Source organism: Ectorhizobium quercum, assembly GCF_026552795.1.
Lineage (GTDB): Bacteria > Pseudomonadota > Alphaproteobacteria > Rhizobiales > Rhizobiaceae > Ectorhizobium > Ectorhizobium quercum.
Genome location: NZ_JANFPI010000001.1, coordinates 698,503 through 714,506 on the forward strand (window position 1 = coordinate 698,503; position 16,004 = coordinate 714,506).

8 protein-coding genes are annotated in these 16,004 nt (G+C 64.1%); 7 read left to right on the forward strand and 1 reads right to left on the reverse strand.

Annotated features, from left to right (window positions below; genetic code table 11):
- Positions 1 to 10: 10 nt before the first annotated feature.
- The 4 genes from NOF55_RS03225 (at position 11) to NOF55_RS03240 (ending at position 10,951) form a co-directional block, all read left to right on the forward strand.
- Positions 11 to 553: a flagellar basal body-associated FliL family protein gene (locus NOF55_RS03225; protein ID WP_306409861.1), complete on the forward strand. Its 543-nt coding sequence runs from the start codon at positions 11 to 13 to the stop codon at positions 551 to 553.
- Positions 550 to 1,287: a flagellar type III secretion system pore protein FliP gene (gene fliP / locus NOF55_RS03230; RefSeq protein ID WP_306409862.1), complete on the forward strand. Its 738-nt coding sequence runs from the start codon at positions 550 to 552 to the stop codon at positions 1,285 to 1,287. The genes NOF55_RS03225 and fliP overlap by 4 nt, the downstream gene beginning before the upstream one ends.
- A gap of 377 nt (positions 1,288 to 1,664) precedes the next feature.
- Positions 1,665 to 8,744, forward strand: coding sequence for a beta strand repeat-containing protein (locus NOF55_RS03235; RefSeq protein WP_306409863.1), 7,080 nt, complete (start codon positions 1,665 to 1,667; stop codon positions 8,742 to 8,744).
- A 173-nt stretch (positions 8,745 to 8,917) separates the two neighbouring features.
- Complete coding sequence (locus NOF55_RS03240; protein ID WP_306409864.1) at positions 8,918 to 10,951, forward strand: O-linked N-acetylglucosamine transferase, SPINDLY family protein; 2,034 nt, start codon at positions 8,918 to 8,920, stop codon at positions 10,949 to 10,951.
- A gap of 134 nt (positions 10,952 to 11,085) precedes the next feature.
- On the opposite strand, the gene NOF55_RS03245 is transcribed toward NOF55_RS03240, so the two are convergent.
- Positions 11,086 to 12,228, reverse strand: coding sequence for a UDP-galactopyranose/dTDP-fucopyranose mutase family protein (locus NOF55_RS03245; RefSeq protein WP_306409865.1), 1,143 nt, complete (start codon positions 12,226 to 12,228; stop codon positions 11,086 to 11,088).
- Between the two features lie 292 nt (positions 12,229 to 12,520).
- Between NOF55_RS03245 and NOF55_RS03250 the strand changes: the two genes are divergently transcribed.
- The 3 genes from NOF55_RS03250 to NOF55_RS03260 all read left to right on the forward strand — a co-directional run bounded on the left by NOF55_RS03250 (position 12,521) and on the right by NOF55_RS03260 (position 15,821).
- Complete coding sequence (locus tag NOF55_RS03250; protein WP_306409866.1) at positions 12,521 to 13,378, forward strand: flagellin N-terminal helical domain-containing protein; 858 nt, start codon at positions 12,521 to 12,523, stop codon at positions 13,376 to 13,378.
- Between the two features lie 300 nt (positions 13,379 to 13,678).
- Positions 13,679 to 14,539, forward strand: coding sequence for a flagellin N-terminal helical domain-containing protein (locus NOF55_RS03255; RefSeq protein ID WP_306409867.1), 861 nt, complete (start codon positions 13,679 to 13,681; stop codon positions 14,537 to 14,539).
- Positions 14,540 to 14,936: 397 nt separating this feature from the next.
- Positions 14,937 to 15,821: a flagellin N-terminal helical domain-containing protein gene (locus NOF55_RS03260; RefSeq protein WP_306409868.1), complete on the forward strand. Its 885-nt coding sequence runs from the start codon at positions 14,937 to 14,939 to the stop codon at positions 15,819 to 15,821.
- The last annotated feature ends 183 nt before the right edge of the window (positions 15,822 to 16,004 follow it).

Genomic DNA, 16,004 nt, shown 5'->3' on the forward strand with positions numbered 1-16,004 from the left:
CGGTTGGGTCATGGCTGACGAACTGGCCGAGGGCGGCGAAGACGCCTCGAAGAAGAAGTCGGGTCTGATACTGACGATCGCCGGCGTCGCCGTTCTCACCCTCGTGGGCGCCGGCGGCGGCTGGATCGTCGGCAACATGCTGGCGCCGGGAATTTCCCAGGCGGAGGCCGAACAGGCCGCGGCCGCCGAGCATGCCGCCGCGCCGGCCGGCGGTCACGGTGCGCCCGGCGGCGAGGAGGAGGGAGGCCTGCCCCGCGTCGCGACGGAGGCCAACGGCACGGTGCTGCTGGAGCCGATCACGACCAACCTCGCCTATCCGGCCGAAAACTGGATCCGCCTGGAGGTCGCCCTGACGTTCAACGGCGTGCCGGATGCGCCGCTGGCCGAGACGATCCATCAGGACATTCTGGCCTATCTGAAGACGGTTTCGCTCCAGCAGATTCAGGGTCCGCGCGGCTTTCAATATCTCCGGGAAGACCTTCAGGAACGTGTTGACCTGCGTTCGCAAGGGCGGGTATCCAAGGTTCTGTTCAGAACCTTTGTGATCGAATGATTCGTAAGCTCCTGCTCATTGCCGCGGTCCTTGCGGTGCCGCAGCTGGCCGTCGCCCAGCAATTCCCGACGGAGCTGTTCAATGCCCCGCTGGAGGGTTCGGCTGCGGCCTGGATCGTCCGGACCTTCGGTCTCCTGACGATCCTTTCGGTCGCGCCGGGCATCCTCATCATGGTGACGAGCTTCCCGCGCTTCATCATCGTCTTTTCCATCCTGCGCACCGGCATGGGCATCGGCACGACGCCGTCGAGCATGATCCTGTCGTCGATGGCGCTGTTCATGACGTTTTACGTCATGGCGCCGACGCTCGAGCGGTCGTGGCAGGACGGCGTCCAGCCGCTCCTGCAAAACCAGATCACGGAGGCCGAGGCCGTCGAGCGCATCGCCGAGCCGTTTCGCGGCTTCATGATGGCGAATACCCGCGACAAGGATCTGGCCCTGTTCGTCGATATCGCCCGCGAAAAGGGCCAGACCGTCGAACTCGGCGAACGCATCGAATACCGCATTCTCATTCCGGCCTTCATGTTGTCGGAAATCCGTCGCGGCTTCGAAATCGGCTTCCTCATCCTGCTGCCGTTCCTCGTCATCGACATGATCGTCGCGGCCATCACGATGGCGATGGGCATGATGATGCTGCCGCCGACATCGATCTCCCTGCCGTTCAAGATCCTGTTCTTCGTGCTGATCGACGGCTGGAACCTGCTGGTCGGCTCTCTCGTGCGCTCCTTCGCCTGACGCGATACGGATCGGCGTTTCCGCCGATCCGGCAAGCACGATGGAATTCAACTGAAAAATCCCCCGCACGTGTCACAGCGCGGCCCTTGACGGGCAGGCTTAGCCGGTCCCTGCCGGATGCCGCAAAAACCGCCGGAAATATTCTGCCCGAAACGGAATGAGCCGGGCAGCCTCGCGCCCCGGACCGCCCTGCCGCGAAACTTCAGGTTCGGGCAAGCCAGTTTCCCTATTTTCCTCTTCGCTGCGGACAGGCCCGGGTGATCGGCCCGGTCCAGTTGCGGGGCCTTACAAGCGGCCTCGCACGGAAAATGATCTTTCCCGTGAAGCTAATGTATTGATCGGATTGCGCAAAAAGCTTGCTTCAAGGACTTTAGAAAATGACCACGACCATTTCTTCCCTGCCCGTCAGCGTCATCAGGTCTCTTTCGACGGCCGCGGTCGCTGCGTGGACGACGGAAGATGTGGCCTCGCTGACCTCGGCGCAGATCACGGCGCTGTCCTCGGTGCAGATCGCTGCGCTGGACACGGAGGATGTGGATACACTCACCACCCAGCAGCTTCGCGCCATTTCGTCCGGCGCCATCGTCGGGCTGACGCTCGATCAACTTGCCGTCCTCGGCCAGAGCGACATCGAAAACCTCAGCGGCAACCAGGTGGCGGCGCTCACCACCACGCAGCTCAGCGCCCTGACGACCAGCCAGGTCGAGGCGTTCACCACCTCGCAGGTCAGTTCGCTCAGCGCCGCGCAACTGGCGGTCCTGAGCGCGGAGGACCTTGCGACGTTCACGACCGAGGAGATGGCCGCGCTCAGCGACATCGCCGTTTCGGGCCTCAGCCCGGAGGTCATCGGCGCTCTTCCCCCGGAGCATATCGCGGCCTTGAGCACGAGCGCGATCGCGCGCCTGAAAACCGCCCAGGTCGCCGCCCTGACGCCGGCTCAGGTTGCTGCGCTGACGACGGTCCAGGTCGGTGTCCTCAAGGCGTCGCAGGTCGCGGTGCTGGATCTGGAGGACGTCGCCGCGTTTTCGACCGCACAGATCGCCGCCCTGAGCACGGCGGCCGTCGCGGGCTTCACGTCCGGCCAGATCGGCGCCCTAAACATCACCCAGCTCGAGGCATTCTCGTCCGCGCAGGTGAAGGCGCTGACTTCCACGCAGCTTTCCGCTCTGAACGCCGATACCATATCGGCGTTCTCCACCGCGGATATGGCGGCCATCGGCAACAAGGCGGTTTCCGGGCTGAGCACGGCCGTCATCGCGTCTCTCTTGACCGCGCAGATCGCCGCCTTGAGCACCGTGGCGATCGCGGGCCTGACGACCGCGCAGATCGGCGCCCTCGGGACGGCTCAGGCCGAGGCGCTGACCTCCATCCAGGTCGCCGCCCTCGGCGCGGCGCAACTGTCGGCCCTCGGTTCGGACAATATCGCGACGTTCTCGACTGCGGACATGGCGGCCATCGGCTACAAGGCGGCGACGGGTCTGGATACGGCTATCATCGCCTCCCTGTCCACGGCGCAGGTCGCGGCCCTGAACACGAACGTGATCGCACGTCTGACGACCGCCCAGATCGAGGCCCTGTCCACCGCCCAGATCGGCGCGATCACCACCACCCAGGCCAAGGCCCTGACGGCGGCGCAGGTGTCGGCGTTCAGCGTGGACGACATCGGCGTGATGTCCACCGGCACCATCGCGTCTCTGGGGTCGGGCGTCATCGCCGCCTTGTCGACCATCCAGATCGCCGCCTTGTCGACCGGCCAGGCCGCGGCGTTCTCCGCCGCCCAGATCAAGGCGCTGGGTTCCGCGCAGCTCATTGCGCTCGGAACCGAAAAGATCGCGGTATTTTCCACCGAGGGGATTGCCGCCATCAGCAGCAAGGCCATATCGGGCCTGAGCACGGATGTCATCGCCGCATTCTCCACCGCCCAGATCGCGGCGCTGGGCACGGCCACGGTCGCGGGCCTGACCACTGCGCAGGTCGATGCCTTGTCCACCAGCCAGCTCGAGGCTCTCACCTCCGCGCAGGTGAAGGCGCTGACCTCCGCCCAACTGGCGGTCCTCGACGCGGACGACCTGGCGGTCTTTTCGATAGACGACATCGCGGCGATCACCAGCAAGGGCATATCCGGCCTGAGTACCGATGTCATCGCGGCGCTGACCTCCGCCCAGGTCGCCGTGCTGAGCACGAGCGCGGTCGCGGGCCTGACGACGGCGCAGGTGAACGTTCTGTCGGCCCAGCAGGTGGAAGCGCTGTCGTCGGCGCAGGTCACGGTGTTGAGCGCCAAACAGGCCGCCGCGCTCAGCCTCGACGCGATTCCCGGACTGTCCACCGATCAGATTGCCGCGTTGAAGACGACCGCGGTCACGGGACTCGGCGCGGAGCAGATCGCGGCCCTCTCCGCCGCTCAGGTCGAGGCCCTGTCCGTCACGCAGGTCGCGGTTCTCAGCTCCGCGCAGCTTGCGGCCTTCGACGCCGACGACATTGCATTGTTCTCGACGGCCGAGATCGCCGCCCTTAGCAGCAAGGCCGTGTCCGGCCTGTCGACGGATGTAATCGCCGCGCTGACGACCGCCCAGATCGCGTCCTTGAGCATCAGCGCCACGTCCGGCCTGACCTCGGAACAGATCGCGGCCTTTTCCACCGCGCAGGTCGATACGCTGTCCGCCGCGCAGATTGCCGCCCTCAACTCGGTGCAGCTTTCCGGCCTCGACGTCGACGATATCGGGACATTCTCGACGGCGGACATCGCCGCCATCGGTTCCGCTGCCATATCGGGATTGTCGACGGAGCTGATCGCGGCCCTGTCGTCCGAGCAGATCGCCGCCTTGAGCACGGGCGCCGCTTCAAGACTGACGACCGCCCAGATCGGCGCTCTGACCACCGGCCAGATTGCGGCGCTCACCACCAGGCAGCTCGCCGTCTTGAGCGCGACGCAGGCTGCCGCATTGGGCGCGGACGGCATCGCGGCCTTGTCGACCGCGCAGCTCTCGGTCCTGAATACGTCGGGTATTTCGAGCCTCTCCTCCGAGCAGATCGACGCCCTGACCGCCGAGCAGCTTGCCGCCCTGTCCACCAAGCAGATCGCAGCGCTGAGTTCCGGACAGGTCGCCGCCTTGGGCACCGACGGTATTGCAGCCCTTTCCACCGCGCAGATCGCGGCCTTGAGCACGGCCGGCATCAAGGGGCTCGCGGCCGGCCAGATCGATGCCCTGAGCACCGCGCAGATGGAGGCGCTGACGGCGGCCCAGGTCGGCGCTCTCAGCGCCGAGCAGCTCGATGCTCTCGATGCGAACGACATCGCCGTCTTCTCTTCCCAGGACATCGCGGCGATCGGTTCGGCTGCCATATCGGGCCTGTCGACGGCCGTCATCGCCACGCTCTCGACGGCTCAGCTCGCGGCCTTGAGCGCCTCCGGCATATCGGGCCTCTCCACGGCGCAAGTCGACGCGCTGGGCGCCGGCCAGCTTTCGGCCCTGTCCACCCGGCAGGTCGCGGCGTTGAATTCCGCGCAGGTCGGAGCCCTCGGCACGGACGGTCTCGCGGCTCTTTCGACCACGCAGGTCGCCGCGCTGAGCACCTCCGGTATTTCGGGGCTTTCCACCCGGCAGATCGACGCGCTGAGCACCGCACAGGCGGCGGCATTGACGACAATCCAGGTCGGCGCCCTCAGCGCCGCGCAGCTTGAGGCCTTCGGCACGGACGACATCGCCGTCTTCTCGACGGGCGACATCGCGGCCATCGGTTCGGGTGCCATATCGGGCCTGTCCACCGCCCAGATCGTCGCCCTTTCGACGGCGCAGGTCGCCGCGCTGAGCACCTCCGGCATTTCGGGACTTTCGACCCGGCAGATCGACGCGCTGGGCACCGCGCAGCTTTCGGCCCTGTCCACCCGGCAGATCGCGACGTTGAGTTCCGCGCAGGTTGCCGCGCTCGGCACCTCGGACATATCGGCCCTTTCGACGGCGCAGATCGCGGCGCTGAGCACGGCGGGCATCGCCGGGCTGTCGACCGGGCAGATCGCCGCCCTGAGCACGGCCCAGGCCGAAGCGCTGACAAGCGCCCAGGTCGGCTCCCTCAGTTCCAGGCAGGCCGCCGTTCTCGGCACCGACAACATCGCGACCTTCTCGACGGCCGATGTGGCGGCCCTGAGCGCGGATGCCGTCTCGGCCCTGTCCTCCGGCATGATCGCCGCCCTTTCGACCGCGCAGATCGCGGCGTTGAGCACGGCGGGCATATCCGGCCTCTCCTCGCAGCAGATCGTGGCCATGAGCGCCGCCCAGGTCGCGGCTTTCTCCACGCGGCAGATCGCGGCGCTGAATTCTGCCCAGATCGCGGCGCTGTCCACCAGCAACATGGCGGCCCTTTCCACACGGGAAATCGCTGCGATCAGCTCGAGCGCCATCGCGGGATTGTCAACGGGCACGATCGCGGCGCTTTCGGCCGAACAGGTCGCGGCGCTGAGCACGGCCGGCATTTCCGGCCTGACCACGGCCCAGATCGCCGCCCTGAGCGCCAGCCAGATCGACGCCCTGAGCACGCTCCAGCTCGCCGCGCTGGGTTCCAGACAGGTCTCGGCGCTGGGCACGGAGGACATTGCCGCCCTGACGACCGCGCAGATCGCCGCGCTTGGCACAGCCGCCATCGCGGGCCTGACCACGGCGCAGATCGCCGCCCTGAGCATCGACCAGGTGGAGGCGCTGACGAGCCTTCAGGTCGGGGCGCTCACGTCGCGGCAGCTTGCCGCTCTCAGCGCGGCCGAGATCGCGGTCTTCTCGACGAAGGACATCGCCGCGATCAGTGCCGGCGCCATCGCCGGACTGTCGGCGAGCGCGCTCGCCGCCCTTTCGACGGAACAGATCGCGGCCTTGAGCACCGCCGGCATATCCGGCCTTGCCACCGGCCAGATCGCGGCCCTGACCACCCTCCAGATCGGCGCCCTCAATGCGGAGCAGATCGGTGCGCTCGGCTCGCAGCAGGTCGCCGCGCTCGGCACGAATGACATCACGGCGCTTTCGACCGACCAGATCGCCGCCCTGAGCACGGCGGCCATCGCCGGACTTTCCACCGGGCAGATCGCGTCGCTTTCGACCGAGCAGGCGGAGGCGCTGACGAGCCTTCAGGTCGCGGCGCTCACGTCGCGGCAGGTCGCTGCTCTCAGTGCGGCCGAGATTGCGGTCTTCTCGACGAAGGACATTGCCGCGCTCAGCGCCAGTGCCATCGCCGGATTGTCGGCGAGCGTGATCGCCGCCCTTTCGACCGAACAGATCGGCGCGCTGAGCACGGCTGGCATCGCGGGGCTTTCGACGGCCCAGATCGCCGCCTTGAGCGTGGCGCAGGTCGAATCGCTCGGCACGGCGCAGATCGGCTCCCTCAGCTCCCAGCAGGTCGCGGCGCTGGGCACCGCCGACATCGCCGCCCTTTCGACCGGCCAGATCGGCGCGCTGAGCACGGCGGGCATCGCTGCGCTGACGACCGCGCAGATCGTCGCGCTGAGCAACGAGCAGCTGGAGGCGCTGACCAGTACCCAGATCGGCGCCCTCACGTCCAAACAGGTGGCGGTTCTGGATGCGGACGATCTCGAGGCGCTTTCGGCGGACGGCATGGCAGCACTCAGTTCGAGAGCCGTTGCGGGATTGTCGACCGACACCATCGCCACGTTGACGACCGAACAGATCGCCGCGCTTTCGGCGGACGGCATATCCGGCCTGACCACCGGCCAGATCGCCGCGCTGACGACCGGGCAGGTCGAGGCGCTTTCCACCACGCAGGTGGCAGCGCTCAGCGCCAGGCAGGTTGCGGCGCTCGGTGCCGAGGATATCGCGGTTCTCTCGACCGCACAGGTCGCCGCCTTGAGCACGACCGGCATCGCCGGGCTTTCGGCAAGCCAGGTCGCGGCGCTCAGCGTCGATCAGGTCGAGGCGCTGACGAGCGTGCAGGTGGGGGCATTCAGCTCCGTGCAGGTCGCCGCTCTCGGCACGGACGGTCTGGCGGTCTTCTCGGACGAGGACATTGCGGCGCTCAGCGCCAGTGCCGTTCTGGGATTGTCGACGGGCACGATCGCCGCGCTGACGACCGGGCAGATCGCCGCCCTGGGCACGGCGGGCGTCAGCGGTCTTTCGACCGGCCAGATCGCGGCGCTCAGCGTCGATCAGGTCGAAGCGCTGACGGCCGGACAGGTCGGGGCCCTGAGCGCCCGGCAGCTCGGGGCGCTCGGCATCGACGGCTTCGAGGTTTTCTCTGACGAGGACATCGCAGCGATCAGCGGCACCGCCATTTCGGGATTGTCGACGGACATGATCGCCGCGCTGACGACCTGGCAGATCGCGCTGCTGAGCACCGCCGGCATCGCCGGTCTTTCGACCGGCCAGATCGCGGCGCTCAGCGCCGATCAGGTCGAGGCCCTGACGACCGGGCAGGTCGGCGCGCTGACCTCCAAGCAGGTCGCCGCGCTGGAAACGGCCGATATAGTGGCGTTCTCGGCGGCCCAGATCGCCGCCCTGAGTGCGGCAGGCGTCTCGGGCCTGACCAGCGGTCAGGTTGCGGTTCTGGATGTAGACCAGATCGACGCGTTGTCTACGGATCAGATCGCGGCCCTGAGCAAGGGCGGCGTCGCCGGACTGAGCCTGGAGGTTCTGGAACGGCTTTCGCCCGAAAAATTCGGGGCGATCGGTTCCGGGGCGATCGCTGGCCTGTCGACCGATTTCATCGCGGCCCTGACCGTCGCCGAGATCAACGCCCTCGCCACCGCCTTCATCTCCGGCCTCAGCAGCGCGCAGATCCACGCCCTGAGCGCGGGCCAGATCGCTGCCCTGTCCACCGACCAGATCGCGGCGCTGAGCCAGGATGGGGTCGCCGGATTGACGACGGAGGATATCGCGACCTTCTCGACCGCGGACCTCGTGGCGATCAGCTCGGCTGCGATCAAGGGATTGTCGACGCAGGTCATCGCGGCTCTTTCCACGGGCGAGATCGCCGTGCTGACGACGGGCCAGATCGCCGCGCTCGGCTACACCCAGGTGCTGGCCATGAGCACCGGCCAGATCGCCGCCTTGACCGCGTCGCAGATCGGCGCCCTGAACGCCATACAGGCCGCCGCCTTGGGGACGGACGACATCGCCTTGTTCTCGACGGACGAGATCGCCGCCCTCGGCACGAGCGCCATTTCCGGTTTGACCACGGCGACCGTGGCCGCGCTGACGACCGCGCAGGCCGAGGCCCTGACGGCGATTCAGGTCGGCGCGCTGACCTCCGCCCAGGTCGCGGCCATGACCGCCGATCAGCTGGCGACCTTCTCGACCGAAGACATTGCCGCCTTCAGCGCGTCGGCCGTTGCCGGCCTGTCCACGGACGATATCGCAGGCATGTCGAGCAGCCAGCGAACCGCGCTGATGGAAAACCACATGGCCAACCTTTCCCCCGACCAGATCGCGGCGATCATCTCGTTCTATCTGGCGGCCTAACGTCGGGGACATGCATCCGATGCCGTTCCCGCGGCATCGGGCGCATCTGTCGGCCATTGCGGCCGCCGGGTCATCAGCCCGACGCAAGTTCATTCCGGTAAACGGCAGGACAAACCATGTTGCGCGTGGTTCGCCACGCCCGTGCCACCGGATTATCTTGTCGCAGGATCTCGATGAACGCCAATAGCACCACCCTAGCGAAACAGGCCTCGCCGTTTGCCATCTTGCTGTTGCGGGCGCGCCGCCAGCAATTGTCCCTGCACGACCTGTTCCAGGCCGCCGAAACGCTGACGGCCACTGGCCAGCAGGCCCAGGCGGTCGAACTCTACAAGACGTGGATCGCATTCAACGATACGAATGCCCTGCTCCACATGGTCTATTTCAACTATTCCGTGGCCCTGGGGCAGGTCGGAGACACGGCGGGGGCCATCAATGCCCTGCGCGCCTGCCTGAAGCTCGACCCGCTGTTCGGCGCAGCGCATATCAATCTCGGCCGGGCCCTCGAAGACAACGGCCTGACCGGAGAGGCCATTCAGCAATGGCGCAGCTTCACGGAGAGCACGGCGGAACTGACGCCGGACCGGCTCAATTACCGGCTGCTGAGCCTTCAGCACATCGGCCGCGTTCTCGAAAACGTAGGAATGCTCGAAGAATCCGAATCGGTACTGTGGAACGCCATCGAGCTGCGTCCCGACCTGTCCGAAGCCGCACAACACTGGATGCCGTTGCGGCAGCGTCAGTGCAAGTGGCCAATGCTCGCGACCTCGCCGCATGTATCGGCGAAGCATCTGATCGACGCCATGTCGCCGATGACGCTCGCCTGCTATGCGGATGATCCCCTGTTCCAGCTCGCCAAGGCGCACCGCTATAACCGCTATCTCGTCGGGCGGCCCGACACCAGCGAGGTGCCCCGTCCCCAGCCGAAGCTCAAGTCCTGCACCGGAAAGCGCGTGCGCGTCGGCTATCTGTCGTCGGACCTGCGCGACCACGCGGTCGGTTTCGCGCTCTGCGAGGTGCTGGAACTGCACGACAAGGAGAGCGTCGAGATCTACGCCTATTATTGCGGCGAGCCGCGCACTGGCGATGCGACGCAGGACCGGATCAGGAATGCCGTGGATTGCTGGCGCGATATCGCCGCGATGAGCAATGTCGCCGCCGCAAGGCAGATCGTCGACGATGAAATCGACATCCTGATCGACGTCAACGGTTATACGAAACATGCCCGCGCGGCGATTTTCGCCTACCGGCCGGCACCGGTGATCGTGAATTTCTGCGGTTTTCCGGGAACGACGGGAAGCCCTTTTCACCAGTACGTCATCACCGACGGGCAGATCGTGCCGCCGGAATACGAGATCTACTATTCCGAAAAGGTCCTGCGGATTCCCTGCGACCAGCCCGTCGACCGCAAGCGCAAGGTTGCCGAAAGGCCGAGCCGGGCCGCCGCCGGTCTGCCGGAGGATGCGTTCGTCTATGTGTGCTTCAACGGCATGCAGAAGATCACGGAGGCCTGTTTTACGCGCTGGATGACGATTCTTTCGGCGACGCCCGGCAGCGTGCTGTGGCTGCTGGGCGGGGAAAAGGACGTCGATCAGCGGCTGCGCAAGCTGGCCGAGCAAAGCGGCGTGGCGCCAGAGCGCCTGATCTTCGCGCCCAAGGCCGCCAATCCCGACCATCTCGCCCGCATTGGTCTCGCCGACCTTTTCCTCGACACGTTTCCCTACGGCGCGCATTCGACGGCGGCCGACGCCATCACGATGGGGACACCGGTGCTGACGGTTCCGGGAAAGAGTTTCGCGTCCCGCTTCTGCTCGTCGATCGTCAAGGCCGCCGGCATTCCCGAACTGGTCTGCAAGGACCAGGACGACTATGTGAGCCGCGCCATCGGTTTCGCGCAGAATCCCGCTTCGCTGGCGGCGGTGCGCGAAAGCCTGCAACGGCAGAGGGAAACCTGCGTCCTGCGCGACATGCCGGCTCTCGCACGCCGTCTGGAGGAACTGTTCTGGCAGATGCAGGGCGAGGCCGAACGCGGCGAGACGCCGGTTCCCGATCTGCGCAATCTCGACGTCTATTACGAAATCGGCGCGGAACTCGTTCAGGAAAACATGGATTTCAGCGACGACGGCGCCTATCGCCAGCGCTACCGCGAAAAGCTGGCGCAATGGAACGACTACGCGCCGCTGCTGCCCGACGCCCGCCTCTGGCCCTGAGCGGGCATCCGGTTCCGCCCTCGGGCGGAACCTAGAGCATTTCCACCCGAAGGGGGATCGCTTCGGCGTCGGACAATGCGGTAAAAACAAAGAGATAGAGCATTTTCGGTGAACTCGTGTTCAGCGGAAATGCTCTAGGTCGGATCGACGATGAACGGCGGGATTTCTCCGCCGTTGCGCACATAGGCCTCGGCGGCGTCGAGCGCCTCGCGGATCGTGACGTCCATGTCGAGGTAGCGGTAGGTTCCGAGCCGACCGACGAACGTGACCTGCCGCTCCCGTCGCGCGCGCTCCACATATTGGCCAAGAAGCGCTTTCTCCTCCGCCATCCGGATCGGGTAATAGGGAATGTCGTCCGGCCCGCATGCCCGTGAATATTCCTTGTAACATACGGATTTTTCGTGCTTTTCCCACGGGGAAAAGTGCTTGTGCTCGGTAATGCGGGTATAGGGAACCTCCGCGTCTCCATAGTTCATCACCGCGCAGCCCTGATAGTCGCCGTCGTGACGGAACATCTCGAAGTCGAGCGTCCGGTAGCCGAGCCGACCGAGTTCGCAATCGAAATAGCCGTCCAGCGGTCCGGAATAGAAGACGTGATCGAATTCGGCAGCGTCTGACCGGGAAAAGCGTCGGTTCAGGTGAACCTCGATTCCCTCATGGGCGAGGATTTTGCCGATCATGCCGGTATAGCCGTTTGCCGGCATTCCCTGATGGCGGTGGAAGAAGTAGTTGTCGTCGTAGTTGAACCGCACCGGCAACCTCTTCAGGATGCTCGCCGGCAGGTCGTTCGGGTCGCAGCCCCACTGCTTGATCGTATAGCCCTTGAAGAACGCCTCGTAGAGGTCCTTGCCGACGAAGCGCAGCGCCTGTTCCTCGAAGGTTCCCGGCTCCGCGATGGACGTGTCCGAGAGGGATTCGATGAATTGCCTGGCCTCGTCGGGCCGGAAGCATTTGCCGAAGAACTGGTTGATCGTGTGGAGGTTGACCGGCAGGGAGTAGACCCTGCCCGCCGAGGTGGTCTTGACCCGGTTCACATAGGGCATGAACGTCTCGAACCGGTTCACGTAGTCCCAGACCCGGTCGTCGTCCGTGTGGAAGATATGGGGGCCGTAGACATGGACCATGATGCCGCTTTCGGCATCCCGTTCGGTGTGGCAATTGCCGGCGATATGCGCGCGCTCGTCGATGACGGTCACGGCGTTGCCGGCTTCGGCAAGCGCCCGCCCGATCACCGCGCCGGAAAGCCCGGCTCCCACCAGAAGAATCCGTTTTGGCATGGAATATGTTTCTCCTTCAGGAACGGACCCCGGATGATGCCGGCGGAAGCTTGCTTGAAGCCGGTGAAAAGCGTTTGCAATCAATTCTTAACCATGCCGACGGCAGGGGGCCGGGGAGGGGGCTGGATTTAACGGGTTGGCAAGCTTTGGCTGCAAAATTGACCCCACATGACGGGTTTGGTCTTCCAAACGAAAGCGGAACCGAGTGGCATGATGCCGGTCCGTCATCACCGGTAATAGCAATATAGTCCGGTATGTCCTCACCAAAGTCACGCGTTTAGGGGACACTCCAATGACGAGCATCAACACCAACACGTCCGCAATGGCCGCGCTTCAGACGCTGCGTTCGATCAACTCCAACCTCGATACCACGCAGAACCGCGTTTCCTCGGGCTACAAGGTCGAGAAGGCATCGGACAACGTTGCCTACTGGTCGATTTCCACGACCATGAATTCCGACAACAAGGCGCTGAACGCCGCTGCCGATGCGCTCGGCGTCGGCGCTGCCAAGGTCGATACCGCCTATGCCGGCATCGAGAGCGCCATCGACGTTGTGAACGAAATCAAGGCCAAGCTGGTCACGGCCAGCGAAACCAGCACCGACAACGACCAGATCCAGCTCGAAATCGCGAAGCTTCAGGAGCAGCTTACGTCCATCGCCGAAGGCGCTTCGTTCAACGGTGAGAACTGGCTGACGGGCAAGAATACCGCCGACGGCGATATCGACGAAGGCACCGTGGTCGACGGTTTCGTCCGTGAGGGCGGCGCCGTCCGCGTCACGACCGCGACCGTCGATCTTACCGAGGTCATCCTGACCGGCACTGGCGGCCTTCTCGAGAGCGTCCTTACCATCGATGCTTCCACCTCGACCGATCTTGCTGGCGACCTGACGACGGTCGAAACCGCCCTGGCCGCTCTCAACACGGCCGGCGCGACGCTGGGTGCGCTGTCGACGCGCATCGACCTTCAGGACAACTTCGCCTCGAAGCTTTCCGATGCCATCGAGAGCGGCGTCAGCCGTCTGGTCGATGCCGACATGGAAGAGGAATCGGCCCGGCTTTCGGCTCTGCAGACGCAGCAGCAGCTCGCCATCCAGTCGCTGTCGATCGCCAACTCCAGCACGCAGAACATCCTCACGCTCTTCCGTTAATCCGGAAGCGAGCATCTGGAAAAAAGGTGGGCCGCCCCGGTTTCGGGGCGGCCCATTCGTTACTGAATGGTTTCACCGGTCATGTAGAATTTTGCCTCCGAAATGGTGGGGCATGTTTATTTCAAAAAAAAACCGGCGTTTATTCGATGTTAACCAAGCTACTGTTTTATAGGGTCATTCAAGCGGTGAGTTGACCAGACAGTAAAGTAAAGGTTAACGGGCATGTAGCCGATTACCGTTACCGGTTTCGATCCGGGATGTCCCTTGTAAAATAGTGCCGATTAAAGGGGCAATAGTATCATGACGAGTATTCTTACCAACACGTCTGCAATGGCTGCTCTTCAGACGCTGCGTTCTGTCAACACCAACCTCGACACCACGCAGGCCCGCGTTTCCTCGGGCTATCGCGTTGGCGAAGCCAAGGACAACGTCGCCTACTGGTCGATCTCCACGACCATGAATTCCGACAACAAGGCGCTGAACGCTGCTGCCGATGCGCTCGGCGTCGGCGCTGCCAAGGTCGATACCGCCTATGCCGGCATCGAGAGCGCCATCGACGTGGTCAACGAAATCAAGGCCAAGCTGGTCACGGCCAGCGAAACCAGCACCGACAACGACCAGATCCAGCTCGAAATCGCGAAGCTTCAGGAGCAGCTTACGTCCATCGCCGAAGGCGCTTCGTTCAACGGTGAGAACTGGCTGACGGGCAAGAATACCGCCGATGGCGATATCGACGAAGGCACCGTGGTCGACGGTTTCGTCCGTGAGGGCGGCGCCGTCCGCGTCACGACCGCGACCGTCGATCTTACCGAGGTCATCCTGACCGGCACGGGTGGCCTTCTCGAGAGCGTCCTTACCATCGATGCTTCCACCTCGACCGATCTTGCTGGCGACCTGACGACGGTCGAAACCGCCCTGGCCGCTCTCAACAAGGCCGGCGCGACGCTCGGCGCGCTGTCGACCCGGATCGACCTTCAGGACAACTTCGCCGCGAAGCTTTCCGATTCCATCGAGAGCGGCGTCAGCCGTCTGGTCGATGCCGACATGGAAGAAGAGTCCGCCAAGCTGTCTGCCTTGCAGACGCAGCAGCAGCTCGCCATCCAGTCGCTGTCGATCGCCAACTCCAGCACGCAGAACATCCTCACGCTCTTCCGCAGCTAAGGATATTAGACTTGACGAACGCAACGGGCGGCCACATGGCCGCCCGTTTTTCGTTGGCATCCTCTTCTTCGTCACCCTCGGCCTTGGCCCGAGCATGACGAAAGGGAACGACAGGTGCTTGATCATCAGTCTGACGGGCGGCTTTAGAGCCGCCCGTTTTCTGTTGCGTTTAAATAATTGAATTAATTTCACTTAATGGAGTTTTCGAAAACTTTAATAAGTCGCCGGCCCCTTTAAGGTTTGTTAACCATAATAGTGTTTTCTGTGATCATTGAAACGGCGAGTTAACCATTCACACATCGCAGGTTAACAGGCATGTGAGCTGACCGCCGTTCCCGGTTCCGGCCCGGAATGTCCCTTGAAGAATCGAGACCGCAATTAAGGGGCACGTATTCAAATGACGAGCATCATCACCAATATTCCCGCCATGTCCGCGTTGCAGACGCTACGCGCCATCAACAGCAACCTCGAGGCTACCCAGGATCGTGTTTCGTCGGGCTACCGCGTCAGCGAGGCCAAGGACAACGTTGCCTACTGGTCGATCTCCACGACCATGAATTCCGACAACAAGGCGTTGGGCGCCGCCATCGATGCGCTCGGCGTCGGCGCGGCCAAGGTCGACGTGGCCTATGCCGGTGTCGAGAGCGCCATCGACGTTGTGAACGAGATCAAGGCCAAGCTGGTCTCGGCCAGTGAGACCAGCACCGACAACGATCAGATCCAGCTCGAAATCGAGAAATTGCAGGAACAGCTCCGCTCCATCGCCGAGGGCGCCTCGTTCAGCGGCGAGAACTGGCTGACGGGCAGGGACGGCAGCGATAATCCCATCACCACCGGCACGGTGGTCGACGGCTTTATCCGCCAGGGCAGTTCCGTGCTGGTCACGACGGCGGATGTGGATCTTGAAGACATCATTTTCTTCGGCGATGTCGATGCCGGCACGGGCGGTATTCTCGGCGACGTCAATGGCATCACGCTGGAGAGCACCGACGATTTGGATGACATCGACGCCTACCTGACGATCGCTGAGAATACGATGACGGCGCTCAACAAGGCCGGTGCGACCCTCGGCGCCCTGTCGACGCGGATCGACCTTCAGGACACGTTTGCCTCCAAGCTTTCCGATTCCATCGAGAGCGGCGTCAGCCGCCTGGTGGATGCGGACATGGAAGAGGAATCGGCCAAGCTGTCCGCCTTGCAGACGCAGCAGCAGCTTGCCATCCAGTCGCTGTCGATCGCCAATACCAGCGCGCAGAACATTCTCACCCTCTTCCGCCAGTAAGCGGCAGGGCCCTGAAACCGGGCGCTTGGAGATCAGGACGGCCGCATCTGCCCCGGATGCGGCCTTTCCGTTGCAGGAAGGGCACTTTGCGGCGCGCGGGGTGCTTGCCAAAGTCTTTCCGTTTCATTAACCATATGCGAAGCGCTTCCCGATTGTTTGTGAGTGAGCGGCAGAGACCCCGAA

What these genes read in the sequence shown, in the direction of transcription:
- NOF55_RS03235 (WP_306409863.1), top strand. Translation starts at nt 1,665, where the DNA reads ATGACCACGACCATTTCTTCCCTGCCCGTCAGCGTCATCAGGTCTCTT.
- NOF55_RS03255 (WP_306409867.1), top strand. Translation starts at nt 13,679, where the DNA reads ATGACGAGTATTCTTACCAACACGTCTGCAATGGCTGCTCTTCAGACG.
- NOF55_RS03260 (WP_306409868.1), top strand. Translation starts at nt 14,937, where the DNA reads ATGACGAGCATCATCACCAATATTCCCGCCATGTCCGCGTTGCAGACG.
- NOF55_RS03240 (WP_306409864.1), top strand. Translation starts at nt 8,918, where the DNA reads ATGAACGCCAATAGCACCACCCTAGCGAAACAGGCCTCGCCGTTTGCC.
- NOF55_RS03225 (WP_306409861.1), top strand. Translation starts at nt 11, where the DNA reads ATGGCTGACGAACTGGCCGAGGGCGGCGAAGACGCCTCGAAGAAGAAG.
- NOF55_RS03245 (WP_306409865.1), bottom strand. Translation starts at nt 12,228, where the DNA reads ATGCCAAAACGGATTCTTCTGGTGGGAGCCGGGCTTTCCGGCGCGGTG.
- fliP (WP_306409862.1), top strand. Translation starts at nt 550, where the DNA reads ATGATTCGTAAGCTCCTGCTCATTGCCGCGGTCCTTGCGGTGCCGCAG.
- NOF55_RS03250 (WP_306409866.1), top strand. Translation starts at nt 12,521, where the DNA reads ATGACGAGCATCAACACCAACACGTCCGCAATGGCCGCGCTTCAGACG.